Genomic DNA, 24317 nt, shown 5'->3' with positions numbered 1-24317 from the left:
TGGTTAAATGCACGCCTCTGAACGCGATGCAGCACAGCGTGAAGGCCTGTTAGCTCAGTTGGTAGAGCAGCGGATTGAAAATCCGCGTGTCCTTGGTTCGATTCCGAGACAGGCCACCAGCACTTTATTGCACCCCGACAGAGGCCTGTTAGCTCAGTTGGTAGAGCAGCGGATTGAAAATCCGCGTGTCCTTGGTTCGATTCCGAGACAGGCCACCAGATACCGAAAAAGCCCGAATCCATGATTCGGGCTTTTTCCATTTCACCGCCCGGCTACGCCTTGCGCAAAAACCGGCTCAGGAAAACTGGCGGATATAAGCGGCCACACCACCTAGCAGCATCTCAATCGAAATAGCAGTCAACACCAAGCCCATCAGCCGCTCCAGCGCCGTAATCGCCTGCTCGCCCAGCCACTTTTGCAGACGGTTGGAAAACAGGAACACCACGGTGGTCACCAGGATGGAAATCAGCAAGGCGCCAACCCACTCCAGCATACGGTCAGGCTCGCGGGTTGCCATTAGCAAAACCGTTGCCATGGCAGAAGGCCCGGCAATCAGCGGAATGGCAATCGGCACAATAAACGGCTCTCCGCTCACCTTATCCCCGCCCAGGACACCACCCTCGCCAGGAAAAATCATCTTGATGGCAATCAGGAACAGAATCACGCCACCGGCCACGCTCAAAGACTCGTCGCTCAGGTGCATGACCTTAAGAAAGGTCTGCCCGCCGAACATAAATGCCAGCAAGACACAAAAAGCAATCAGACATTCGCGATAGACCACACGCCGCCGCCGCTCCGGCTTGACCTGCTTGAGCGCAGAAATAAACAAGGGGATATTACCCAGCGGATCGGTAATCAGGATCAGCAGAATGGTGGCGGAGATAAACGTGGATTCCATGGCAACACCATTCCTGACAATAAAATGATAAAGGCGTACGAATTATCGCACGCCTTTATCACAAACAGGGCAAAACCGCGCCTTATCCGCTCACACCCTCCTTGGCTCGATTGGAGCCGGCCACCATGGGAATGACAAACAAGCGGCAATCCAGCGCACCGTTAAATAGCGGCATGCGCTGTTTGGGATTCAGCCGGATCAGCTTGGCCAGACGCAAATCCCCGGTAAAGAAGTTAGCCGTCCAGCCGGAAAAATACTGCTTAAGCCAGGCGCCCAGCTGCGGATACAGCAGTGCCAGATCTTCCTGCTCATCCAGACGCACACCATAAGGCGGGTTGGTGACAATCAGACCTGTTTCAGCATGCGGACGGGTATCCAGCACATCGCTTTGCGCAATCTGCACCAAACCATGCAAACCGGCCTGCTTGAGATTGTGCCGCGTCTTCACCAGCATCTGCACCGACACATCCGAGCCACGGATAGGCAAAGCCGTCAGCGGCTTCTCGGCCTGACGTGCCCGCGCCTGTACACTTTCCCACTCGACCGCATCAAAACTGCGCAAATCGCGGAAAGCAAAGTTGCGCAAACGCCCCGGTGCCCGGTTCAATGCAATATCGGCAGCCTCAACCAGAAAAGTCCCGCTGCCCATCATTGGGTCAAGCAAGGCCTGCGAGCCGTCATAGCCGGCCAAGAGCAAAATGCCTGCCGCCAGATTTTCACGCAGCGGTGCTTCACCGGTGTCCTCGCGCCAGCCGCGCTTAAATAGCGGCTCGCCGCTACTGTCGATATACACCGTGGCCTGATCGGCGGATAAAAACACATGAATACGCACATCGGGGTAACGGGTATCTACGCTAGGACGCCCCAGATCGGCCTGACGAAAACGATCGCACACCGCATCCTTAACCTTGAGCGAAATGAAATCCAGGCTGCGCAAAGCCGAACCAACACCATCGGTCTTGACCTTGATCGTCTTGCCAACGGCAAACCAGCGCGGCCAGTCTATGGTCAGAGCCAGCTTGTATACATCCTGCTCGCTACGATAAGGCCCTTGCGCCAACTGGATCAGGATACGGCTGGCGGTACGCGACTCCAGATTGGCACGCATCATCACGGCGTTGTCACCGCAAAAAGCCACGCCGTTATTGCGCTTATCAATGGACGTCGCCCCAAGCGCGGCCAATTCTTCGGCCAGCACACCTTCTAGGCCGCGCGGGCAAGGTGCAAACATGGCGCTGACACGCTCGGCGCGTATGGCAACCGGCGCGCGCCCGTGCGCTCGTGCCTCGGGTGCCGCCGGCGTACGGGAAGGCGCTGCAACGGGCGCAGCGGCCGGCGCTTGAGGCTCGGTCCCAGCCTCGTCAAGCGGACGTATAAAATGACGGCTCGATTGCGAGCGCTGGCGGGATCGGAAACTGGACATGCCCACTCCTTATTAGCAATCCCGCATCTTAGCGGATTTTGTGCCTGCGTTCTTGGTGAGCACTCAGGCTTTGGGCTACCATCGCCGGCTTGATGGAAGGAAAATGGCATGATTGCGCGTGAATTTGCAGAAAAACTGCTCAACTGGCAACGCCAACATGGTCGCCACGACCTACCCTGGCAAGTCAGCGACCCATACCGCGTCTGGCTGTCCGAGATTATGCTGCAGCAAACTCAGGTCAGCAGCGTGCGGGTCTATTACGCCCGCTTTATCGAACGCTTTCCCGATGTGCACACGCTGGCCCAAGCCTCGGTCGACGAAGTATTGACCCTGTGGAGTGGCTTGGGCTATTACAGCCGGGCCCGCAATCTGCACAAAGCCGCCGTAATGGTGTGCGAAGAATTCGGCGGCGCCTTCCCCGAACAGCCGGCACAGCTCATACGCCTGCCCGGCGTAGGGCGCTCGACTGCAGCGGCCATTTCTGCCTTTGCCTTCTCGCACCGCCATGCCATTCTCGACGGCAACGTCAAACGGGTACTGGCGCGCGTATTCGGCATTGCCGGCTGGCCGGGCGAAAAAAAGATAGAAAACAGCATGTGGCAGTTGGCCGAGAGCCTGCTCCCGGCAACTGCAAGCGATATGCCGGCATACACCCAAGGCATTATGGATCTGGGCGCAACGCTATGCTCCCGCGGCAAGCCCGCTTGCGAGCGCTGCCCGATGCAACTGGACTGCGTAGCACACCTGGAGGGACGCAGCAGCGAACTACCCACAGCGCGCCCGAAAAAAGCCATTCCTACCCGTTACGCCACCTTGCTGATGGCCATACACGACGGACAAGTATTATTGCAACGCCGTCCACCTGCCGGCATTTGGGGCGGCCTGCTCTCCCTGCCTGAGCTGGGTGCAACCCACAGTGCGCAAGACTGGCTGGAACAGGCCGGTGAAGGCGACATCCTGCCGGCCTGGCCCGAGATCGAGCATGTTTTCACCCACTTCCGCCTGATCATCACACCGCTGCCCGTCAGCCTGAGCGCACTGCACACTCAGGCTCAAGACAGTGCGGCATGCTGGCTGCCCTTAGGCGATGCGGCCGATGCTGGCGTACCCGCGCCGGTTAAACGCATGCTGAAGCACTTGGCAGAGAGTTCCGGTAAACTCCCCCCACCCCTTTGAAAAGCTAGCTGAAAACGCCGTATGGTTTCCGTTGTCCGCCCCGTTGCCGATACTCTTGCCAATGCTGCCGACCCGGCACTTTGGCTTGAGCAACTTTCTGCCGCACTCACACCCGAAGAAAGCGGCATGCTGGCACGCGCCTTCGCCGAGGCGCGCGCACTTTATCAAGAGCGCCACCTGCCACTCACCGGCGAAGACGTATTCAGTCATGCTGTCGCAGCGGCGGCCATCGTCGCCGACCTGAACTTGCTGCCGGACGCCATCGCCGCCACGCTGCTGTTTGCCGCCCCCGACTATCGGGAAGATGCCGGCGTTTGGCTGGCGCACCATTTCAACCCTACCGTGGCCATGCTGGTGGAAGGCGTAGGCAAGGTGCGGCGCCTGACCGAACTGGCACGCATCGACCAGCTCGATACGCCTGAAGAGCGTGCGCGTCAGGCCGAAACCATGCGCAAAATGTTGCTGGCCATGGTCACCGACATTCGCGTGGTGCTGATCAAACTGGCTTGGCGCACCCAGACCATGCACTATTTGGCCGAAGTACCGGACGAGAGACTGCGCCGCCAGCTCGCCAATGAAACCATGGAAGTCTTTGCCCCCCTGGCCAACCGCTTGGGGGTGTGGCAAATCAAATGGGAGCTGGAAGATCTGGGCTTTCGCCATCAGGAGCCGGAGAGCTACAAAAAAATTGCCCGACTGCTGGATGAAAGGCGGCTGGAGCGGCTCGACTATATCGAACGCATTTTGCAAGTCTTGCGCGACGAGTTGGCCAAGGCAGGCATCAAGGGAGAAGTCGCCGGCCGCCCCAAGCACATCTATTCCATCTGGAAAAAGATGCGCAAGAAAAAGCTCGACTTCTCCGAGCTGTACGACATCCGCGCCGTACGCGTACTGGTCGAGCGCATGCCGGACTGCTACACGGTGCTGGGCCTGATGCACAATATCTGGCAGCCGATTCCGGGGGAATTTGACGACTATATCTCGCACCCCAAGCCAAACAACTACCGCAGCTTGCACACGGCCGTCATCGGTCCGGAGGATAAGGCGATCGAGGTTCAGATCCGCACCTTTGACATGCATGAGCATGCCGAATTCGGCGTGGCGGCACACTGGCGTTACAAGGAAGGCGGCAAAGGCGATGCCGCGTACGAGGAAAAAATTTCCTGGCTCAGGCAGCTACTCGACTGGAGGGAAGAAATTTCCGACAAAGAGGGTCTGGCTGACGCCTTCAAGACCGAACTGTTTGCCGACACCCTGTACGTGCTGACCCCGCAAGGACGCGTTCTCTCCCTGCCGACGGGGGCGACCCCCATCGACTTCGCTTACGCCATCCACAGCAGCCTGGGGGATCGCTGCCGTGGCGCCAAGGTCGAAGGACACATTGTCCCGCTATCGACCCCGTTACAAAACGGCCAGCGCGTCGAAATTCTGGCGGCCAAGGAAGGCGGCCCCAGCGTCAACTGGCTGCATGAGGGCTGGGTCAAAAGCAACAAGGCCATCACCAAGATCCGCCAGTATATTCGCCAGCAAAATGCCGACTCGGTACGCGAGAGCGGTCGCCAGTTATTCGAACGCGAACTGGCGCGCCATCCCAACCATCCCAATCTGGGCACACTGACCGAAAAACTGGGGTATGCCAAACTGGAGGATGTTTTCGGTGCACTGGGGCATGGAGAACTGTCACTCAGAGCGGTCAGCACCGCCATCGCCAGCTTTACGCCACCTCCGGCACAGGACATTACCGCGGACGACCTGATCAAGCGCAGCAAAGGCGGCCACGACGCGGGCGGCATCCTGATTGAAGGGGTCAACAACCTGATGACGGTATTGGCCAAATGCTGCAAGCCGGCCCCTCCCGACTCCGTCGCCGGCTTCGTCACCAAGGGGCGCGGCATTTCGATTCACCGCAGCAACTGCCTGACCCTGAAACGCCTGTCGGCAGAAGCACCGGAACGCCTGATCAGCGCCGACTGGGGCGAACAGAAAAACAGCGTCTTCCCGATCGACCTTGAAGTCAGCGCGCGTGACCGCCCCGGGCTGCTACGAGACATTTCCGATGTTTTGTCACGCGAAAAGCTCAATGTAATTGCAGTCAACACACAGACCCGCGACCACAAGGCCAGGATGTGCTTTACCGTGGAAGTGCGCAGCGTACAGGAGATCAGCCGGGTCATTAATCATGTAAATGAAATCAATGGCGTACAGGACGTCAGGCGCGCCTGACGGGCATACTTACCACAACGCCCGGCAAGAACAGATGCGGCATTGCAACATTTTTTGTGCTCTGCACAAAAAAACCTTGCCAAGTCAGGTTTCACTGCGGATAATTCGAATCGCATCATGACGTTGCATTACTATGTGCGTTTTGGTGTTGTCTCCTCCATCCTCCTTATTTAGGTGGAACTTGGCGCGATCATTCACATGATTGCGCTTTTTTTTGCCTGAATTTGCCTGTTTTGCGAGCATAAGCGCGCCTGTTTTGCACACACAGGAGCGAGTCTATTTATTGTTATCGCACAATGGTTTGACAGCAGGGCTTCCCTACAATAGAATCCGGAACTTTCAAGAATTTACGATGGAAGAGCTCCATGAAGACCTTTTCTGCCAAGCCGCATGAAGTAAAGCGCGAGTGGTACGTGGTCGACGCCTCCGACAAAGTGCTGGGTCGTGTAGCGGCTGCAATCGCTCACCGTCTGCGTGGCAAGCACAAGCCGGAATACACCCCGCACGTTGACACTGGCGACTACATCGTAGTCGTTAACGTTGACAAGCTGCGCGTCACCGGTGCCAAGGCCCTAGACAAGAAATACTACCGTCACACCGGCTATCCGGGCGGCATCAAGGAACGCAACTTCACCGAACTGCAACAGCAGTTCCCTGAACGTGTTCTGGAAAAAGCTGTCAAGGGTATGCTGCCTAAAGGCCCACTTGGTTACGCAATGATCAAGAAGCTCAAGGTATACGCTGGTAGCGAACATCCGCACGAAGCCCAACAGCCGAAAGTGCTGGAAACTGATTTTTGAGGCAAGATAGATGAACGGTAAATATTACTACGGTACCGGCCGCCGCAAGAGCTCGGTTGCTCGTGTGTTCATGCAAAAGGGTTCCGGCCAGATCATCGTTAACGGCAAGCCTGTTGACGAATACTTTGCTCGCGAAACCGGCCGCATGGTCATCCGCCAGCCACTGGCTCTGACCGAGCACACGGAATCGTTCGATATCAAAGTCAACGTTATCGGCGGCGGCGAAACTGGCCAAGCTGGTGCAATCCGTCACGGCATCACCCGTGCACTGATCGACTTCAGCGCAGAACTGAAACCAGCTCTGTCTGCAGCAGGCTTCGTCACTCGCGATGCCCGTGAAGTTGAACGTAAGAAAGTCGGCCTGCGTAAAGCACGTCGCGCCAAGCAGTTCTCCAAGCGTTAATTCGCTACCCTGCTATCGGAAAGGCCACCCTCGGGTGGCTTTTTTCTTGCCTGCAATTTATTGCATTGCAATAGCCTCCTACCGTATATTCATCCTTGCGACATTTTTTTACAAAAAGGCAAGCATATGATCAAGGTTGGGATTGTTGGCGGGACGGGATATACCGGTGTTGAATTACTACGCTTGCTGGCCAGCCATCCGCAAGCACAGGTCACCGCCGTCACTTCGCGCAAGGAAGCCGGCATGCAGGTTGCCGACATGTTCCCCAGCCTGCGCGGCCACATCGACCTTGCCTTCTCGACGCCTGAACAAGCCAAGCTCACGGCTTGCGATATCGTCTTCTTCGCCACCCCCAACGGCATTGCCATGCATGATGCGCGCGAACTGCTCCAGGCTGGTGTCCGGGTCATTGATCTGGCGGCCGACTTCCGTATCCGCGATGTGGCCGAATGGGAAAAATGGTACGCCATGCAACATGCCGCCCCCGAACTGGTGGAAGACGCGGTTTACGGCCTGCCCGAACTCAACCGCGCACGCATACGCGATGCCAAGCTGGTTGCCAACCCCGGCTGTTATCCGACCGCCGTCCAATTGGGCCTGCTGCCGCTACTGGAAGCTGGTGTCATTGATTGCAGCCATATCATTGCCGACTGCAAGTCCGGCGTCTCCGGTGCGGGGCGCAAAGCCGAACTTGGCAGCCTGTTTGCCGAAGCAGGCGACAACTTCAAGGCTTATGCCGTGGCGGGCCACCGCCACTTGCCGGAAATTCGCCAGGGGCTGCACAGCATGGCCGGCGAAGCGGTAGGCCTCACCTTCGTTCCCCACCTGACACCCCTGATACGCGGCATTCACGCCACACTCTATGCCCGTCTGACCAAAGACTGCGACTTGCAGGCCTTGTTCGCAACGCGTTATGCGCAAGAACAATTTGTCGACGTACTGCCAGCGGGCAGCCACCCGGAAACGCGCTCGGTACGCGGCGCCAACACCTGCCGTCTTGCCGTGCACCGCCCGCAAGGCTCCGATACTGTTGTGGTGCTTTCGGTGATAGACAATCTGGTCAAAGGTGCCGCCGGTCAGGCCATACAGAATATGAATCTGATGTTCGGTCTGGACGAAAAATCGGGACTGAATCAGGTGCCGCTACTGCCCTGACACTTGAACACTCGCCACAGCACCCCAATCCTGAGTAAAATACTAGGATGAATGCCGCTTTTGGCACACTGTTTGACGAGGCGAGAAACCATGACTGCGACTACCGAAATGCCGTCCCCGATCAACTTCACCGATAGCGCCTGCGCCAAGGTGCGGGATCTGGTGGCCGAAGAAGGCAATCCGGAGCTCAAGCTGCGCGTATTTGTTACCGGCGGCGGCTGCTCGGGCTTCCAGTACGGCTTTACCTTTGACGAAATCGTCAACGACGACGATACCGCGATCGAACGCGACGGCGTGACCTTCCTGGTTGACCCGATGAGCTACCAGTATCTGGTCGGCGCAGAGATCGACTACCAGGACAATCTGGAAGGCTCCCAGTTTGTGATCCGCAATCCGAATGCGACCACCACCTGCGGCTGCGGCTCTTCCTTCACGGTTTAAGGCTGAACGGTTAATATGAAAGGCTCGGGTTGATACCCGAGCCTTTTTTTTGCCGAGCCTTACTCATGATCACACTACCGCCTGTTGCCCTGCCCAAAATCGACTTTAACCGGGAGTTCAATTTCAGCGACACGGACTTCGAACGGGTGCGTAAGCTGATTTACCAAAATGCCGGCATCGCCCTGAACCCGACCAAGAAGGACATGGTTTATGGCCGTCTGGTACGCCGGATACGGGAATTGAAGCTGAGCGGCTTTACCCCCTATCTGAATCTGGTCGAATCCAGCGCAGGGCGCGGCGAGTTTGAACAATTCGTCAATGCGCTCACCACCAACCTCACCTTCTTTTTTCGCGAAGAGCATCACTTCCCGCTCTTAGCCAGCCATTTGAAGCAATCCGGGCGCAATGAGGTCAACATCTGGTGCGCAGCCTCCTCCACCGGAGAAGAAGCCTACTCCATTGCCATCACGGCTCTGGAAGCCCTCTCCGGCACGACGCGCCCCGCTATCAGCATCCTGGCCACCGACCTGGACACCAGCGTACTGGAGACCGCCAGACGCGGCATCTACGCCGCCGACAAGATAGCCCGCCTGCCTGCCGGCATGGCCGCCAAATACTTCGACAAACTCGCCGACGGCCAGTATCAGGCCAAGCCTCAGTTACGCAATATGATCAGCTTCCAGCGCCTGAACCTGATCGACACAAGCTGGGGCATACACAAAACCTTTGATGCCATCTTCTGCCGCAACGTCATGATCTACTTCGACCGCGACACGCAAGGGCGCATCCTCAAACGCTTTGCCCCCTTGCTCAAGGCAGATGGCCTGCTGTTTGTCGGTCATTCGGAAAATTTCTACTTCGCGGCAGACCTGTTCCATCTGCGCGGAAAAACCGTGTACGAGCACGCAGCACACGCCCCCTCCAAAACCATACGTGGATAAAGTCTGCATCCGGCCATCGGCATGGCATGTTAAGATGCGCGCGATTTCTTATAGCGAGGAGAAACAGCGTGCGTATCGGAACCCCCCACAGCCCTAGCGCCACCAAAGTCATGCTGCTGGGCAGCGGCGAACTGGGCAAGGAGGTCGTCATTGCCCTGCAACGCCTTGGCGTCGAAACGATTGCCGTAGACCGCTATTCTGACGCTCCCGCCATGCAGGTCGCGCATAGCAGCCATGTGATCAATATGCACGACGCGGCGGCCTTGCGCGCCCTGATCGAGGCGGTCCGCCCGCATTACATCGTGCCGGAGATTGAGGCCATTGCCACCGAGGAGCTGCTGAAGATAGAGCATGAAGGCCTGGCTACCGTGGTGCCCAGCGCGCGCGCCGTCAACCTCACCATGAACCGCGAAGGCATACGCACCTTGGCCGCCGCCGAACTGGGACTACCGACATCGCACTATGCTTTTGCCGGCTCGCTGCAAGAAATGCAGGCAGCCACTACCACCATCGGTTTTCCCTGCTTTATCAAGCCGGTGATGTCCTCCAGCGGCAAAGGCCAGTCCTTTATCAAGAGCGCAGCTGAAGTCGAAGCGGCTTGGGACTATGCGGCCAGCGCCGGGCGTGTCGCCAAGGGTCGCGTCATCGTTGAAGGCCTGGTGGATTTTGACTACGAAATCACCCTGCTCACGGTACGCGCCAGTGACGGCAAAGGCGGCGTCGCCACCCATTTCTGCGAACCCATCGGCCACCGCCAGCAAAACGGCGATTATGTCGAAAGCTGGCAGCCACAAGCCATGCGTCCAAGGGCACTGGCGCGCGCGCAAGAGATGGCGGCAAGCGTAACCGCAGCCCTGGGCGGGCTGGGGCTATTCGGCGTCGAACTCTTCGTCAAAGGCGATGAAGTCTGGTTTTCCGAAGTCAGCCCGCGCCCGCACGACACCGGCCTGGTCACCCTGGCCAGCCAGCGCTTCTCCGAATTCGAATTGCACGCACGCGCCATTCTCGGGTTGCCGGTCGATACCCGCCTGAATCAGCCCGCTGCCTCCGCCGTCATCTACGGCGGCATGGAAGCGACAGGAATCGCTTTTGACGGCATTGAGGCCGCGCTCGCTACCCCAGGCTCCGACCTGCGCCTTTTCGGCAAGCCAGAGAGCTTTATGCGCCGCCGCATGGGGGTTGCCGTTGCCTACGCTGACCATATCGACGAAGCACGGGAACGTGCACGCACGGCCGCGACTCTGGTCAAGCCGGTCAAGGGAGAATGAAATGGCAGAAATGACGCCTTATGAGCTGATGGGCGGCGCGGGTGTCGTGCGCCATCTGTGCCAGCGCTTTTACGCCATTATGGATACCGATCCCTCGGTAGCCGAACTCCGAGCCATGCATCCGGCAGACTTGGCCGGCTCCAGCGAAAAGCTGTATATGTTTTTATCCGGCTGGCTGGGCGGGCCGGCGCTTTATATGGAAGCCTTCGGCCATCCACGTTTGCGCCAGCGCCATATGCCGTTTGCCGTAGACAGCAGCGCGCGCGATCAATGGATGCACTGCATGCAGTTGGCGGTAGATGAACTGGTGCTGGAGGACTGGCTGAAAGCCAAGCTGATCGAGGCGTTTTACAATACCGCCGATTTCATGCGCAACCAGCCCGAATGAACGCTAGCCCCGCATTGTGCGGGGCTATCTTTTTTCAGCGCGGGCGCTGACCACGCTCTATGGTCACCCCAACCTTGGCCACCTCGGGCAGGATACCGGGCTTGGTGATCGACACCCGCACCCAAGCCGCGCCAAACTCGCTACGAATCAGATGGGCGATATGTTCGGCCAGCGCCTCGATCAGCAAAAAATGCTGCTCGGCCAGCGATGCCCGCACGCGCTCCACCACCTCACCGTAATGAATGGTATCGACAATATCGTCACTGTGGCACGGCACTTCGCTCGGAATGCCGATATCCAGATCGATCTCAAGGGTCTGGGGCGCTTCGCGCTCCCAGTCATACACGCCGATCAGGGTCGCCGCGCGCACTTCTCGCAGAAAAATAATGTCCATCTGTGCTGACGGCGTTGGGAAATGCCGCTCGATACCGTAAAATCCAAACCCCGCATTCTAGTGTATTAACCATGACCACGACAGCCTTTGCCTTCATCGCCGTCGCCTATCTGATAGGCTCGCTCTCGTTTGCCGTGATCGTCAGCCGCGCCATGGGCATGGCCGACCCCAGAAGCTATGGCTCCGGCAACCCTGGCGCCACCAATGTACTGCGCTCGGGCAAGAAACTGGCCGCCGTCCTGACCCTGCTGGGCGACGGCATCAAAGGCTGGGTGGCCGTTGCACTGGCCGCATGGCTGGCACCACGCTACGGTCTGGGACCGCGTGAAGTTTCCATGGTCGCGCTGGCGGTACTGGTTGGCCATATGTGGCCGATATTTTTCGGCTTCAAAGGCGGCAAGGGTGTCGCCACTGCCGTGGGCGTGCTGTTCGGCTTTAATCTGTGGCTGGCAATGGCGGCCATCGCCACCTGGCTGTTTATGGCGCTGGTCGTCAAGATTTCGTCACTGTCGGCGCTGACGGCCTGCGTACTGGCACCGGTCTTCGCCTACTTCATCATCGGCCCGCAAAGCCCGTTTTTCGGCACCTGCATCATCATTGCCATTCTGGTGGTTCACCGCCACAAGTCCAACCTTGTCAATCTGCTCACCGGGCAAGAAGGCAAGATAGGCGAAAAGTCTTCCAGCGAAGACAAATCCTGACCCAGGGGCCTATGGCCCCTTTTTTACGTCACCAAGCGCCGGGAGAGCGGCAATAAGCGTCTGTCGCCCGCATCGGCCAGAAAGCCCTGCAACACCATCTGTAGCCATGGCAGGCGCGGCAGCAAGGCGGGCAAGCCCAATAGCGCCGCGCCATGGTAGTGCGACACCAGTTCAGCTTGCTGCTCGAAATTAAAGTCCCGGAATTCGGCACCCGGCCGCTGCGGATAGGCGTAAGCATCTCGCCAGCCATAGCCGCCTTGCGCCAGCAGACACAAGGCAGCCAGACGCAGACGGTAACCGCGCTGGTATTGCCAGACATGCGTCATCTCGTGCACGAACAAGAGCTGTAGTGCGGCTCCCTCCTGCGAGTAATCATCGGCATACAGCCCGCTACACGCAGGCAGATAAAGCTGCCCGTTCGACGCCATTGCGCGCGCGCCCTGCCATGGCAGATAAGGCCGGCCATGCACGCGCACCAGATGGTAATTCAGCGCATCGCCAAACAGGCGCCGGCACAAGCTGACCTCCCCTGCACACAAGCTTCGCATACGGTCCCCTGACGAAAAAAGGCGCAGCGGCCAAAACCGGTGCGCCTTTTACTATGGCATGGCCGCGCTACAAACCCAGACGCTGCCAGATGGTGGACACCAGCCCCGCCTGATTCAGCGTATAAAAATGCAGGCCCGGCGCGCCGTTACTGAGTAGCCGGTCGCATAGCTCGGTCACCACATCCAGCCCCAGCGCCCGTATCGATGCGCTGTCGTCCATATAGGCCTGCATCCGCAGACGCAGCCAGCGCGGCACTTCTGCGCCACACATATCGGAAAAGCGCACCAACTGGCCGAAATTGGAAATAGGCATAATGCCCGGCACCACAGGAATGCTAATGCCGCGCGCCTGCACTTCGTCCACAAAGCGGAAGTAGGCATCGGCATTGAAGAAATACTGGGTCATGGCCGAATCGGCACCCGCCTCGACCTTGCGCACAAAGTTGGCCATATCCTCTTCCGCCGAACGTGCCTGCGGATGAAACTCGGGATAGGCGGCCACTTCGATATGGAAATGCGCGCCATGCTCGGCACGGATAAAGCTCACCAGCTCGTTGGCGTAACGGAACTCGCCAGCCTCGACCATGCCCGAAGGCATATCGCCGCGCAGCGCGACAATATGGCGGATGCCATGTTCACGGTATTCGTTCAAAACCGCGCGGATATTGTCCCGGGTCGAGCCGATGCAGGACAAATGTGGCGCAGCGGCCAGGCCGGCATTACGGATATCCTGTACTGCCGCCAGAGTGCCCTCGCGCGTCGTGCCACCGGCACCAAAAGTCACCGAAAAAAATTCGGGCTTGAATTGAGCCAGCTGGGCGCGGGTATTGCGCAGCTTGGCCATGCCCTCATCCGTCTTGGGCGGAAAAAACTCGAAACTGAAATTGCGCTTGTTCATGGTTTCCCCTTGTCGACTGCAAGGTGGTAGCCCGGCTGCTCTTGGCGGCATGACGGGCTACCGCTTAACGCTTAGTAGCGGTAGTGCGCCGGCTTGTACGGACCATCCTTGGGCACGCTGATATACGCAGCCTGCTCGTCGGACAGCTCGGTCAGGTGCGCACCAATGCGTGCCAGATGCAGACGGGCGACTTTCTCGTCTAGATGCTTGGGCAGCACATACACTTCGCGGCCATATTTTGCGCCGTTGCAGAAGATCTCGATCTGTGCCAGCACCTGATTGGTGAAGCTGTTGGACATCACGAACGACGGGTGGCCGGTACCGCAGCCCAGATTCACCAGACGGCCTTCGGCCAACAGGATGATGCGTTTGCCGTCGGGGAAGATGATGTGGTCGACCTGCGGCTTGATATTGTCCCACTGGTACTGGCGCAGGCTGGCGACTTCGATTTCGGAGTCGAAGTGACCGATATTGCACACGATGGCGTTGTTGCGCATCTTCTGCATATGCGCGTGCGTGATCACGCCGACGTTGCCGGTCGTGGTTACGAAGATGTCGGCTTCGCCGGCCACCTCGTTCATACGCACCACGCGGTAGCCTTCCATCGCCGCCTGCAGCGCGCAAATCGGATCGATCTCGGTCACCCATACCGTAGCGCCCAAGCCGCGCAGGGATTGCGCGCAGCCCTTGCCCACATCGCCATAGCCCAGCACCACCGCCACCTTGCCGGCGATCATCACGTCGGTCGCGCGCTTGATGCCGTCAACCAGCGATTCGCGGCAGCCGTACAGGTTATCGAACTTGGACTTGGTCACCGAGTCATTGACGTTGAATGCCGGGAACGGCAGCTGGCCATCCTTTTGCATCTGATACAGGCGATGCACGCCGGTGGTGGTTTCCTCGGTCACGCCCTTGATATGCGCCAGACGCTTGGAGTACCAGTGCGGATCCAGTGCCAGATGCTGCTTGATGGACGCGAACAGCGCGGTTTCTTCCTCGTTGGACGGGTGACCCACCACGCCGATATCGCGCTCGGCACGGCTACCCAGCATCAGGAGCAGGGTCGCATCGCCGCCATCGTCCAGAATCATATTGGCCGGCTCGCCTTCCGGCCATTCGAAGATGCGGTGCGAGTACTCCCAGTACTCGTCCAGACTCTCGCCCTTGAACGCGAACACCGGAATGCCGGCGGCGGCAATCGCGGCGGCGGCATGATCCTGGGTCGAAAAGATATTGCACGAGGCCCAGCGCACATCTGCACCCAGTGCCACCAGTGTCTCGATCAGCACGCCGGTCTGGATGGTCATATGCAAGCTGCCGGCAATGCGTGCACCGCGCAGCGGCTGGCTGTGCTTGTACTCTTCGCGCAGCGCCATCAGGCCGGGCATCTCGGTCTCGGCAATCGCCAGCTCTTTGCGGCCCCACTGCGAGAGATTGATGTCGGCGACGAGGTAATCGTTGAATTCAGCCATCGTGTAGTCCTTCACGAAGGCCGGGAGGGATGCGGCTCACCCGACATCCCGTGCCCGGCACGGGTTGCATAGGTGAGTGCGGTTGAAGCGATCCGGGCCTGGGGGAAAACCTTGCAGCACTCCCCGGAATGGACAGATTATAGCCAAAAAATAAATCCATGGCATTTTAAAATGCCGAATGCAAAAAACGGACTACAAAAGTAGTCCGTTCTGATACGCAGAGAAAATACCTGCCAACAAACGCTAAGGCTTACAAGCCGGCGTCAGCGCGCAGCGCTTCGACCTTGTCGGTGCGCTCCCAGGTGAACTCGGGCTCTTCGCGGCCGAAGTGGCCGTAGGCGGCGGTCTTGGTGTAGATCGGGCGCAACAGGTCGAGCATCTGCACAATGCCCTTCGGGCGCAGGTCGAAGTGGCGCTTGACCAGCTCGACAATGCGTTCGTTCGGGATGGTGTTGGTGCCGAAGGTATCGACCGCGATCGAAGTCGGCTGTGCCACGCCGATGGCGTAGGAAACCTGGATCTGGCACTGGCGCGCAAGGCCGGCGGCGACGATGTTCTTGGCCACATAGCGCCCGGCGTAAGCGGCCGAACGGTCAACCTTGGACGGATCCTTGCCGGAGAAGGCTCCGCCGCCATGCGGCGCAGCGCCGCCATAGGTATCGACGATGATCTTGCGCCCGGTCAGGCCGCAATCGCCCATCGGGCCGCCGATGACAAAGCGCCCGGTCGGGTTGACCAGATAACGGGTGGCGGCGGTGATCATGTCTGGCGGCAGCACCGGCTTGATCACGTCTTCGATAATGGCTTCGGTCAGCGTCTTGTGGTCGATGTCCGGGCTATGCTGGGTGGACAGCACCACGGTATCGATGGATTTGGGCAGGCCGGTAGCGGAGTCATACACGCAAGTGATCTGCGATTTCGCATCCGGGCGCAGCCATGGCAGGCGGCCATCCTTCCTGAGTTCGGCCTGGCGCTGGACCAGACGGTGCGCGTAGTAGATCGGGAACGGCATCAGGGTCGGGGTTTCGTCGCAGGCATAGCCGAACATCAGGCCCTGGTCGCCAGCGCCTTGATCCAGATCCATGCCCTCGCCTTCGTTCACGCCCTGGGCGATATCGGGAGACTGCTTGTCGTAAGCGACCAGCACCGCGCAGCCGCGGTGATCGAAGCCCAGTTCCGAGTCGTCGTAACCGATGCGCTTGATGGTTTCGCGCGCGACCTTGATATAGTCGACATTAGCGTGAGTGGTGATTTCACCGGCCAGCACGACGAGGCCGGTGTTGACCAGCGTTTCGGCTGCAACGCGTGCCTTGGGATCTTCACGGAAAATCGCATCAAGGATGGCATCGGAGATCTGGTCGGCAACCTTGTCTGGATGGCCTTCGGATACGGATTCGGAAGTAAAGAGATATTCGCTCATGGATGGTTCCCAAAGAGAAGGCTTCACGTTGATGGTAGAATGACCCGTTTTGACCCGAACGCTAGGACGACCATGTCCCGACTCGCTCAAATCCTGCTCGCCGCCCTTGCCCGTCTGCCGCTACGCTGGCTACAGGCACTCGGTGCGTTACTGGGCCGGATTGTCTACCATACCTCCCCGCAATATGCAGCGAGGATCAAGGAAAACCTGAAAAAAAGTGGTATTTGCCGCAATTATCAGGTTTATCAAGAATATGTCAAAAAAAGTGTTTCCGAAACTGGAAAAGGCACGCTGGAACTGGCCATTGCCTGGACACGTGATTCGGCTGACATCTGCGCGCAAATCAAGTCCTGCGATGGCTGGGAGCATGTCGAACAGGCACTGGCCGAGGGCCATGGCATTATCTTTGTCACCCCCCATCTGGGCGCCTACGATATAGCCGGGCGCTACATCAGCTCGCGCCTGCCATTTCCGCTGACAGCCATGTACCGTCCGCCCAAGCTTGCCTGGCTGGAGCCGGTGATGCAGGCCGGACGCATGCGGGATGGCGCCAAAACGGCACCGGCGACTCCGGCCGGGGTGCGCTTGGTGATGAAAGCATTGAAAAACGGCGAGGCGACCATTATTTTGCCGGATCAGGTACCCGGTAGCGGCGATGGAGTCTGGGCGCCATTTTTCGGCCGCCCGGCCTATACCATGACGCTGGTGCCGCGTCTGGCACGCATGGCGAAAGTCACGACCCTGATGTTTTATGGAGAGCGCCTGCCCAAAGGGCAAGGCTTTACCGTGCATATCAGCCCGCTAGCCGAAGCATTTGACGGCGACAAGACCGAGGATGCAGCACGGATGAATCGTGCAGTAGAAAGCTTGATACGCCGCTGCCCCACCCAGTATCTGTGGAGCTACAACCGTTACAAAACACCGGCCGGCGCCAGCGGGCCACACACGGAAAACCCGACTCCATGAAGATTGCTTTTGCCCTACTCTGGCTGATTCGCCTGTCGCCTGTTTGCCTGATTTCACGACTGGCACAGGTACTGGGCGCCGTGGCCTATTTTTTGGCCGGCGAGCGCCGCCGCATAGGCCTCACCAATTTGCGCCTGTGTTTTCCCGCCATGAAACAGGCCGAGCGCGTACGCATGCTGCGCCGCCATTTCGGCCATATGCTGCAACTGGTGCTGGAATACGGCATTTGCTGGTGGAGCAGCCCCAAGCGCATCAAGCAATTGGTAACGCTAAAAGACCTGCACCATCTGACCGATATCAGGAATGCGGGCGAAGATGTGATCTTGTTCTATCCACACTTTGTCGGCTTCGAACTGGCCGCATTAAGGCTGAATCTGGAAGTGCCGCTGGTCAGCGTCTACTCGCACCAGAAGAACAAGGCGATGGATGCCAAGGTGTACGCCGGACGCAACCGCTTCGACAATGCCTTTATCGTGTCGCGCCAGGAAAGCCTGCGCGCCATTATCAAGGCCATGCGCAAAGAGCATGCGCCCTTCCTCTATCTGCCCGATCAGGACTTCGGCCGGCGCGACTCCATTTTTGTACCTTTTTTCGGCGTGCAAACCGCCACCGTACCAGGTTTGTCGCGCATTGCAGGGCTGGCCAAGGCGAAGATCGTACCGGCGATTCCGGTGCGTACCCGGCATGGAGTCACGCTGACCTTTTACCCGGCCTGGGACAACTTCCCCAGCAACGATCTGGAAGCCGATACCCGGCGCATGAACGAGTTTCTGGAACAGCGCATACTCGAAGCACCTGAACAGTATTTCTGGCTGCACAAGCGCTTCAAGACCCGTCCCGAGGGTGAGGCATCGTTCTATACGCGCTAAGGCAAGGATGAGCCCTCATCCGGCATGCCCTCATCCGGCGCTGCGCGCCACCTTCTCCCGCAAGCAGGAGAAGGAATATCGAGTACGGCGAGGCTGATTCGGCGCTGCCCGCCACCTTCTCCCGCAAGCGGGAGAAGGAATATCGAGGCTGGCTCGGCGCTGCCCGCCACATTCTCCCACAAGCGGGAGAAGGAATATCGAGGCTGGTTCGGCGCTGCCCGCCACATTCTCCCACAAGCGGGAGAAGGAATATCGAGGCTGATTCGGCGCTGCCCGCCACCTTCTCCCGCAGGCGGGAGAAGGAATATCGAGGACGGCGAGGCTGATTCGGCGCTGCCCGCCAGCTTCTCCCGCAGGCGGGAGAAGAAATTAGCAGCAACAACGGCTGTGGAGACAGGCACCCTCTCCCGCTGGCGGGAGAGGGTTGGGGTGAGGGCAAGACGAGTCCATTACTTTATCGGCGGGCGCCGCGCCAGAAGTAGCAGGCGACGAAGCCGGGGAAGGCGAATACCGCGAATAGGGCCAGCGTGGTGACGTAAAACTGCCAGTTTTGTGCATGTACCGGCATCTGCTGCGCTTCCAGCAGCCGAGCCAGCAGGCCGACCAGCACATACAACACCAGAAACTCCAGAAATTGCCAGCCAAAGTGTTTGCGTTTGACGGCAAAGACACCGGCGATGCGCGGCAGAATAAACGGCAGGTTGGCCGCGACCAGGGCGAGCACGAGCAGGACGATGACGCTGGATTCCATTTTATTTCCTGTCACTTCAATAAAAACGGGCGTGTTGCGCAGCTTCGCAACACGCCCGTCCGGTTTTTAAGACGCAGCTTTTACAGAACGGCCAGTGATTGACGCATGGCTTCGATACAAAGTTCAATCAAACCCTGCGGCAACACACCCAGCACCAGCAAAGCCAGCGCATTGACCGACAGCAAAACCTTCATTTCGCCGCGCACCACAATCGGTGCATCGCTCTGTTTGTCGTCAAAATACATATTCTTCACGACGCGCAGATAGTAGAAGGCGCCAATCAGCGACATCATCACCGCAAACACCGCCAGATAAAGCGCGCTCACCATGCCGAAGCCCATATTGACCGCACCCAAATCGACGACCGACTTGATCACGGCAAACTTGGCATAGAAGCCGGCCAGTGGCGGAATACCCGCCATGGAGAACATCACCAGCAGCATCAGGAAGGCGTACCAGCTATTGCGCTGGTTCAGGCCTTTCAGGTCTTCCAGCTTCTCGCATTCAAAACCGGCATGCGACAGCGCCAGCAACACACCGAAGCCGGCCAGCGTGGTCAGTACATAGACCATGGCATAGAACATGGCCGAGGCGTAGCCCTGTTCATTGGCGGCCAGCAAGCCCAAGAGCAAAAAGCCCATGTGCGAGATGGTCGAGTAGGCCAGCATGCGCTTGATATTGGTCTGTGCGATGGCGGCAACGTTACCGATCATCATCGACAGCGCGGCGATCAGCACCAGCATGCCCTGCCAGTCACCGGACAATTCGCCCATGCCCTGCACCAGAATGCGGATGATGAACACGAAGGCCGCCAGCTTGGGTGCAGCACCCAGCATCAGCGTCACGGCAGTCGGCGAGCCCTGGTAAACGTCAGGCACCCACATATGGAAAGGCACGGCGCCCAGCTTGAACGCCAAGCCGGCCACCAGGAACACCAGACCGAATACCAAGAGCACCGCATTGCTGTGGCCGGAGGCAATCGCCGCCGCGATTTCGCTGATAGACAGCGAGCCGGTCGCACCGTACACCATGGACATGCCGTACAGCAGCATGCCCGAAGCCAGCGCACCCAGCACAAAGTACTTCATCGCTGCTTCGGTACCGGCCGCCGAATCACGGCGCAGCGCGATCAGCGCATACAGTGCCAGCGACAACAGTTCCAGACCGATATACAGCGTCAGGAAATGCGAGGACGACACCATCACGTTCATGCCCAAGAGTGCGAACAGCGACAGGGTGTAGTACTCGCCGCGGAACATGTCGCGATCGGCCACATACTGGCGGGTATACACCAGCACCGCCGCTGTCACGCCATACATCGCGACCTTGATGATGTCGGCCATCGGGTCATCGATGAACATGCCGGAGAAGGTGGTGGTGGCAAACGGCTCGAAAGTCGCCAGCTGCAGCGCCGCGCAACCCGCCAGGGTCAGCAGCGACAAGCCATAGGTGACATCGCGCTTTTCATCCGGGATGAAAAGGTCGAGTACGAGGATGAACGACAGCGCCGCGAGCAGGAAGATCTCGGGCAATGCCGGCATCAGATTAAGATCAGCCCAATTCATTACGTTTTCCTTGTGGCCTTACAGCTTGCTTTGCGCAACATGCGCGATCAGGTCATTCACCGACAGGTGCATCTTGTCGACGAAGGCTTGCGGATACAGGCCCATGCCCAGCACGGTCAGCGCCAGCACCGCCAGCACCAGGAACTCGCGCTTGTTCACGTCCTTGAGCTCTTCCACATGGTGGTTAGCCACCTCGCCGAAGATCACGCGCTTGACCATCCACAGGGTATACGCCGCGCCGAAGATCAGCGTCAGCGATGCCAGTGCAGCGACCCAGAAGTTCACCTGCACCGCACCCATGATCACCATGAATTCACCGACAAAGCCCGAGGTCGCCGGCAGGCCGGAGTTGGCCATGGCGAACAGCACCATAAAGGCGGCGAAGATAGGCATCTTGTTGGCGACACCACCGTAGTCGGCGATATTGCGGCTATGCACGCGGTCGTACATCACGCCGATACAGAAGAACATCGCGGCCGAAACAAAGCCGTGGCTGACCATCTGCACAATCGCGCCTTCTACCGCCCACACATTCAGCTCGTTGCCGGCAAACAGGAAGAAGCCCAGGGTCACGAAGCCCATATGCGAGATCGACGAGTAGGCCACCAGCTTTTTCATATCGGTCTGCACCAGTGCCACCAGGCCGATATACACCACCGCCACCAGCGACAGGCCGACGATGATGGGCGCCAGTTCACGCGAAGCATCCGGCAGGATAGGCAGGGCAAAACGCAGGAAGCCGTAAGCACCGATCTTCAGGGTGATGGCAGCCAGCACCATGGAGCCGCCGGTTGGCGCCTCGACGTGCGCGTCCGGCAGCCAGGTATGCACCGGCCACATCGGCACCTTCACCGCAAACGACATAAAGAAGGCGATAAACAGCAGGATCTGCACATGCAGCGGGATGGCCATCAGATCCTGGAAAGCCAGGATGGAGAAGGTCTTGCCGGCGGCGAAATACAGGTAGATGAACGCGACCAGCATCAACAGCGAACCTAACAGCGTGTACAGGAAGAACTTGATCGACGCATACACGCGGCGCGGGCCACCCCAGACACCGATGATCAGATACATCGGGATCAGCATCGCCTCGAAGAACACGTAAAACAGAATTGCGTCCAGCGCGGCAAAAGCGCCGTTGATCAGGCCGGACATGATCAGGAAGGCGGCCATATACTGCGCCACGCGTTTCTGGATCACTTCCCAGCCGGCCAGGATCACCATCAGGGTGATAAAGCTGTTGAGCACGATAAACAGCATCGAGATGCCGTCCACGCCCAGGTGGTAGTTGATATTGAGCGCCGCAATCCATGGGCGCATCTCTTCGAACTGCATGCCCGCATTGAGCACGTCGAAATTCAGGAACAGCGGCAGTGACACCAGGAAACCCAGCGCCGCGCCCGCCAGCGCCAGCCAGCGGGCGAGAACAGCACGCTGATCCCCCCCGGTAGCCAGAACCAGCAAGCCGGCGGCGATAGGCACCCAGATCACCAGACTTAACAGATTAGATAACATAGTCAAAACCTATTTGTTATTTCAATCCCGGACAGCGCGCTCATCCGAAGATGAGTTGCGAGAACCAGATGGTGATCAGGGCCAGTACACCGACAATCATGGTGGTGGCGTAGCTGTAGATAAAACCGGTCTGCAGGCGGCGCACCACACGCGAGAACGAAGCCACCAGCTTGGCCGAACCATTGACGATCAGTCCGTCGATCAAGAGCATGTCGCAGATCTTCCAGAAGAAGGTCCCCAAGGCGCGGCTGCCCTTGGCAAACACGGCAAAGTAGATCTCGTCCAGGTAGTACTTGTTTTCCAGCAGGGTATTCACCGGTGCAAAAGTCTTCTTGATGGCCGCCGGAATCTGTGGCGCCTTCATATAGAACACCCAGGCCGTCACCACACCGGACAGCGCCAGCCAGAACGGCAGCGTCACAAAGGCGTGCATGCCCATTTCAAAGGCGTGCTCGGCATGTGGCACGACAGCAGCCAGGCCCGGATGCGCAGCCAGATTGGTGAAGATCACGCCGTTGAAGAAGTCGCCGCCAACCAGCGGGCCAACCGCAAAGTAACCGATGATCACCGAAGGAATCGCCAGCAGCACCAGCGGCAGGGTCACCACCCATGGGCTTTCGTGCGGCTTGTCATTCGGGCCCAGACCGTGGTGGTGGTCGTGATCCGGCTCTTCGTCGGCATGGTCGCCATGATGGTTGACCGGGTGCGCCGCATCCATCCAGCGCTCCTTGCCGTGGAACACCAGGAAGTACATGCGGAAGCTGTAGAACGCCGTGACGAATACGCCGGCCAGTACCGCGAAGGTGGCGAAACCGGAAGCGGCCAGATTGCTATGCTCGACTGCCAGGATAATGGAATCCTTGGAGTAGAAGCCGGAGAAGAACGGCGTGCCGATCAGCGCCAGGCTACCCAGCAAGCTGGTGATCCAGGTGATAGGCATGTATTTGCGCAGGCCGCCCATCTTGCGCATGTCCTGCTCGTGGTGCATGCCGATAATGACCGAACCGGCGGCAAGGAACAGCAGCGCCTTGAAGAAGGCATGGGTCATCACATGGAACATGGCCACCGAGTAGGCCGAAGCGCCCAGCGCCACGGTCATATAACCCAGCTGCGACAGCGTGGAGTAAGCCACCACACGCTTGATGTCGTTTTGCACGATGCCCAAAAAGCCCATAAACAGCGCGGTAATCGAACCGGTGATCATCACGAAGTTCAGCGCGGTGTCCGACAGCTCGAACATCGGGCTCATGCGCGACACCATAAAGATACCGGCGGTCACCATGGTTGCCGCGTGGATCAGCGCCGAGATCGGCGTCGGGCCTTCCATCGAGTCCGGCAGCCAGACATGCAGCGGGAACTGGGCCGACTTACCCATCGCGCCGACAAACAGCAAGATGCAGGTCACGGTCATCAGCGACCAATCCACACCCGGGATGATCTGGATGGTCTGGTCTTTCACCTCTGGCAAGGCGGCAAATACGTCGGCGTAGTTGAGCGAGCCGCCAAAATGCGCCAGCACCAGGCCGATACCCAGCAGGAAACCGAAGTCACCCACGCGGTTGACCAGGAAGGCCTTGAGGTTGGCGTAAGTCGCCGTCGGGCGCTTGAACCAAAAACCGATCAGCAGGTAGGACACCAGGCCCACCGCTTCCCAACCGAAGAACAGCTGCACGAAGTTGTTACTCATCACCAGCATCAGCATGGAGAAGGTAAACAAGGAGATGTAGCTGAAGAAACGCTGGTAGCCCGGATCTTCTGACATATAACCGATGGTGTAGATATGCACCATCAGCGACACCGAAGTCACCACCACCAGCATCAGCGCGGTCAGGCTGTCGACCAGGAAGCCGACGGAGAACTCCATGCCGCCGACGGTCAGCCAGGTGTAAACCGTTTCGTTAAAGACTGCTCCACCGTTAAGAAAACCGTAGAGCACCTTGAGCGAGAGGACGGCCGAAACCGCCACACCCGCGATGGTCACGACGTGTGCGGCGCGGCGTCCTATCGCCCAGCCAAACAAGCCTGCAATGATGGCCCCCGCCAGCGGCGAGAGGGCAATCAGCAGGTATAAGCTCTTCATATCCATTTTCTGGCTTCTCGTT

General features: G+C 58.7%; 23 protein-coding genes, 2 tRNA genes and 1 riboswitch. Of the genes, 14 read left to right on the top strand and 11 right to left on the bottom strand.

What is annotated here, in order from left to right; translation table 11 throughout:
* The first annotated feature begins 43 nt into the window (after window positions 1-43).
* Together M3P88_RS00540 and M3P88_RS00535 are read left to right on the top strand one after the other, a co-directional pair.
* A tRNA-Phe gene (locus M3P88_RS00540) sits at window positions 44-119 on the top strand.
* A 23-nt stretch (window positions 120-142) separates the two neighbouring features.
* Window positions 143-218: transfer RNA gene (locus M3P88_RS00535), tRNA-Phe, on the top strand.
* A 77-nt stretch (window positions 219-295) separates the two neighbouring features.
* Here M3P88_RS00535 and M3P88_RS00530 read toward each other — a convergent pair.
* Complete coding sequence (locus M3P88_RS00530; RefSeq protein ID WP_249614148.1) at window positions 296-898, bottom strand: MarC family protein; 603 nt, start codon at window positions 896-898, stop codon at window positions 296-298.
* Window positions 899-980: 82 nt separating this feature from the next.
* Window positions 981-2321 (bottom strand): THUMP domain-containing class I SAM-dependent RNA methyltransferase, encoded by a 1341-nt coding sequence (locus M3P88_RS00525; protein WP_249614147.1) that lies wholly within the window; start codon window positions 2319-2321, stop codon window positions 981-983.
* Window positions 2322-2432: 111 nt separating this feature from the next.
* On the opposite strand from M3P88_RS00525, the gene mutY reads away from it, so the two are divergent.
* The 9 genes from mutY to M3P88_RS00480 all read left to right on the top strand — a co-directional run bounded on the left by mutY (window position 2433) and on the right by M3P88_RS00480 (window position 11116).
* Entirely contained in the window at window positions 2433-3497 is a 1065-nt protein-coding gene (gene mutY, locus M3P88_RS00520; RefSeq protein ID WP_502798936.1) for an A/G-specific adenine glycosylase, read from the top strand.
* A 21-nt stretch (window positions 3498-3518) separates the two neighbouring features.
* Window positions 3519-5720 (top strand): RelA/SpoT family protein, encoded by a 2202-nt coding sequence (locus M3P88_RS00515; protein WP_249614145.1) that lies wholly within the window; start codon window positions 3519-3521, stop codon window positions 5718-5720.
* A 365-nt stretch (window positions 5721-6085) separates the two neighbouring features.
* Window positions 6086-6520 carry a 50S ribosomal protein L13 gene (gene rplM, locus M3P88_RS00510; protein ID WP_124734735.1) on the top strand — a complete coding sequence of 145 codons (435 nt, stop codon included), beginning with the start codon at window positions 6086-6088 and terminating at the stop codon, window positions 6518-6520.
* Between the two features lie 10 nt (window positions 6521-6530).
* Window positions 6531-6923: a 30S ribosomal protein S9 gene (gene rpsI, locus M3P88_RS00505; protein ID WP_124734734.1), complete on the top strand. Its 393-nt coding sequence runs from the start codon at window positions 6531-6533 to the stop codon at window positions 6921-6923.
* A 126-nt stretch (window positions 6924-7049) separates the two neighbouring features.
* Entirely contained in the window at window positions 7050-8078 is a 1029-nt protein-coding gene (gene argC, locus M3P88_RS00500) for an N-acetyl-gamma-glutamyl-phosphate reductase (protein ID WP_249614144.1), read from the top strand.
* A 90-nt stretch (window positions 8079-8168) separates the two neighbouring features.
* On the top strand, window positions 8169-8519 hold the full coding sequence (gene erpA / locus M3P88_RS00495) for an iron-sulfur cluster insertion protein ErpA (protein WP_124734732.1): 351 nt from the start codon (window positions 8169-8171) through the stop codon (window positions 8517-8519).
* Between the two features lie 65 nt (window positions 8520-8584).
* Window positions 8585-9460, top strand: coding sequence for a CheR family methyltransferase (locus M3P88_RS00490; RefSeq protein ID WP_249614143.1), 876 nt, complete (start codon window positions 8585-8587; stop codon window positions 9458-9460).
* Window positions 9461-9528: 68 nt separating this feature from the next.
* Window positions 9529-10728 carry a formate-dependent phosphoribosylglycinamide formyltransferase gene (purT, locus tag M3P88_RS00485; RefSeq protein WP_249614142.1) on the top strand — a complete coding sequence of 400 codons (1200 nt, stop codon included), beginning with the start codon at window positions 9529-9531 and terminating at the stop codon, window positions 10726-10728.
* A gap of 1 nt (window position 10729) precedes the next feature.
* Entirely contained in the window at window positions 10730-11116 is a 387-nt protein-coding gene (locus M3P88_RS00480) for a group II truncated hemoglobin (protein WP_249614141.1), read from the top strand.
* Between the two features lie 34 nt (window positions 11117-11150).
* On the opposite strand, the gene folB is transcribed toward M3P88_RS00480, so the two are convergent.
* Window positions 11151-11510: a dihydroneopterin aldolase gene (gene folB / locus M3P88_RS00475; protein WP_249614140.1), complete on the bottom strand. Its 360-nt coding sequence runs from the start codon at window positions 11508-11510 to the stop codon at window positions 11151-11153.
* Between the two features lie 71 nt (window positions 11511-11581).
* Between folB and plsY the strand changes: the two genes are divergently transcribed.
* The gene (gene plsY / locus M3P88_RS00470; RefSeq protein ID WP_249614139.1) at window positions 11582-12211 is read left to right on the top strand and encodes a glycerol-3-phosphate 1-O-acyltransferase PlsY; all 630 of its coding nucleotides are present in this window, start codon (window positions 11582-11584) and stop codon (window positions 12209-12211) included.
* Window positions 12212-12234: 23 nt separating this feature from the next.
* Here plsY and M3P88_RS00465 read toward each other — a convergent pair whose 3' ends face one another.
* The 4 genes from M3P88_RS00465 to metK form a co-directional block, all read right to left on the bottom strand.
* Window positions 12235-12759 (bottom strand): type IV secretion protein Rhs, encoded by a 525-nt coding sequence (locus M3P88_RS00465; RefSeq protein ID WP_249614138.1) that lies wholly within the window; start codon window positions 12757-12759, stop codon window positions 12235-12237.
* 67 nt (window positions 12760-12826) lie between these two features.
* Window positions 12827-13657, bottom strand: coding sequence for a methylenetetrahydrofolate reductase [NAD(P)H] (gene metF, locus M3P88_RS00460; protein WP_249614137.1), 831 nt, complete (start codon window positions 13655-13657; stop codon window positions 12827-12829).
* Window positions 13658-13728: 71 nt separating this feature from the next.
* Entirely contained in the window at window positions 13729-15129 is a 1401-nt protein-coding gene (gene ahcY, locus M3P88_RS00455; RefSeq protein ID WP_249614136.1) for an adenosylhomocysteinase, read from the bottom strand.
* Window positions 15130-15196: 67 nt separating this feature from the next.
* A riboswitch (S-adenosyl-L-homocysteine riboswitch) is annotated at window positions 15197-15260 on the bottom strand.
* Between the two features lie 119 nt (window positions 15261-15379).
* The gene (metK, locus tag M3P88_RS00450; RefSeq protein ID WP_249614135.1) at window positions 15380-16549 is read right to left on the bottom strand and encodes a methionine adenosyltransferase; all 1170 of its coding nucleotides are present in this window, start codon (window positions 16547-16549) and stop codon (window positions 15380-15382) included.
* 72 nt (window positions 16550-16621) lie between these two features.
* Between metK and M3P88_RS00445 the strand changes: the two genes are divergently transcribed.
* Together M3P88_RS00445 and M3P88_RS00440 are read left to right on the top strand one after the other, a co-directional pair.
* Window positions 16622-17515: a lysophospholipid acyltransferase family protein gene (locus M3P88_RS00445; RefSeq protein WP_249614134.1), complete on the top strand. Its 894-nt coding sequence runs from the start codon at window positions 16622-16624 to the stop codon at window positions 17513-17515.
* Complete coding sequence (locus M3P88_RS00440; protein ID WP_249614133.1) at window positions 17512-18384, top strand: lipid A biosynthesis lauroyl acyltransferase; 873 nt, start codon at window positions 17512-17514, stop codon at window positions 18382-18384. The genes M3P88_RS00445 and M3P88_RS00440 overlap by 4 nt, the downstream gene beginning before the upstream one ends.
* Window positions 18385-18838: 454 nt before the next feature.
* Here the strand turns inward: M3P88_RS00440 and M3P88_RS00435 are convergent, their stop codons facing one another.
* The 4 genes from M3P88_RS00435 to nuoL all read right to left on the bottom strand — a co-directional run bounded on the left by M3P88_RS00435 (window position 18839) and on the right by nuoL (window position 24301).
* Window positions 18839-19135 carry a DUF2818 family protein gene (locus M3P88_RS00435; protein WP_249614132.1) on the bottom strand — a complete coding sequence of 99 codons (297 nt, stop codon included), beginning with the start codon at window positions 19133-19135 and terminating at the stop codon, window positions 18839-18841.
* Window positions 19136-19215: 80 nt separating this feature from the next.
* Window positions 19216-20700, bottom strand: coding sequence for an NADH-quinone oxidoreductase subunit NuoN (gene nuoN / locus M3P88_RS00430; RefSeq protein ID WP_249614131.1), 1485 nt, complete (start codon window positions 20698-20700; stop codon window positions 19216-19218).
* 18 nt (window positions 20701-20718) lie between these two features.
* Window positions 20719-22215: an NADH-quinone oxidoreductase subunit M gene (locus tag M3P88_RS00425; protein ID WP_249614130.1), complete on the bottom strand. Its 1497-nt coding sequence runs from the start codon at window positions 22213-22215 to the stop codon at window positions 20719-20721.
* Window positions 22216-22255: 40 nt separating this feature from the next.
* Window positions 22256-24301 (bottom strand): NADH-quinone oxidoreductase subunit L, encoded by a 2046-nt coding sequence (gene nuoL, locus M3P88_RS00420; protein WP_249614129.1) that lies wholly within the window; start codon window positions 24299-24301, stop codon window positions 22256-22258.
* Between the last annotated feature and the right edge of the window lie 16 nt (window positions 24302-24317).

It is taken from the genome of Craterilacuibacter sp. RT1T, from assembly GCF_023502145.1.
GTDB lineage: Bacteria > Pseudomonadota > Gammaproteobacteria > Burkholderiales > Chromobacteriaceae > Craterilacuibacter.
The sequence above is the reverse complement of the archived record's forward strand: the minus strand, read 5'-3'. Positions and strand labels throughout refer to the sequence as shown.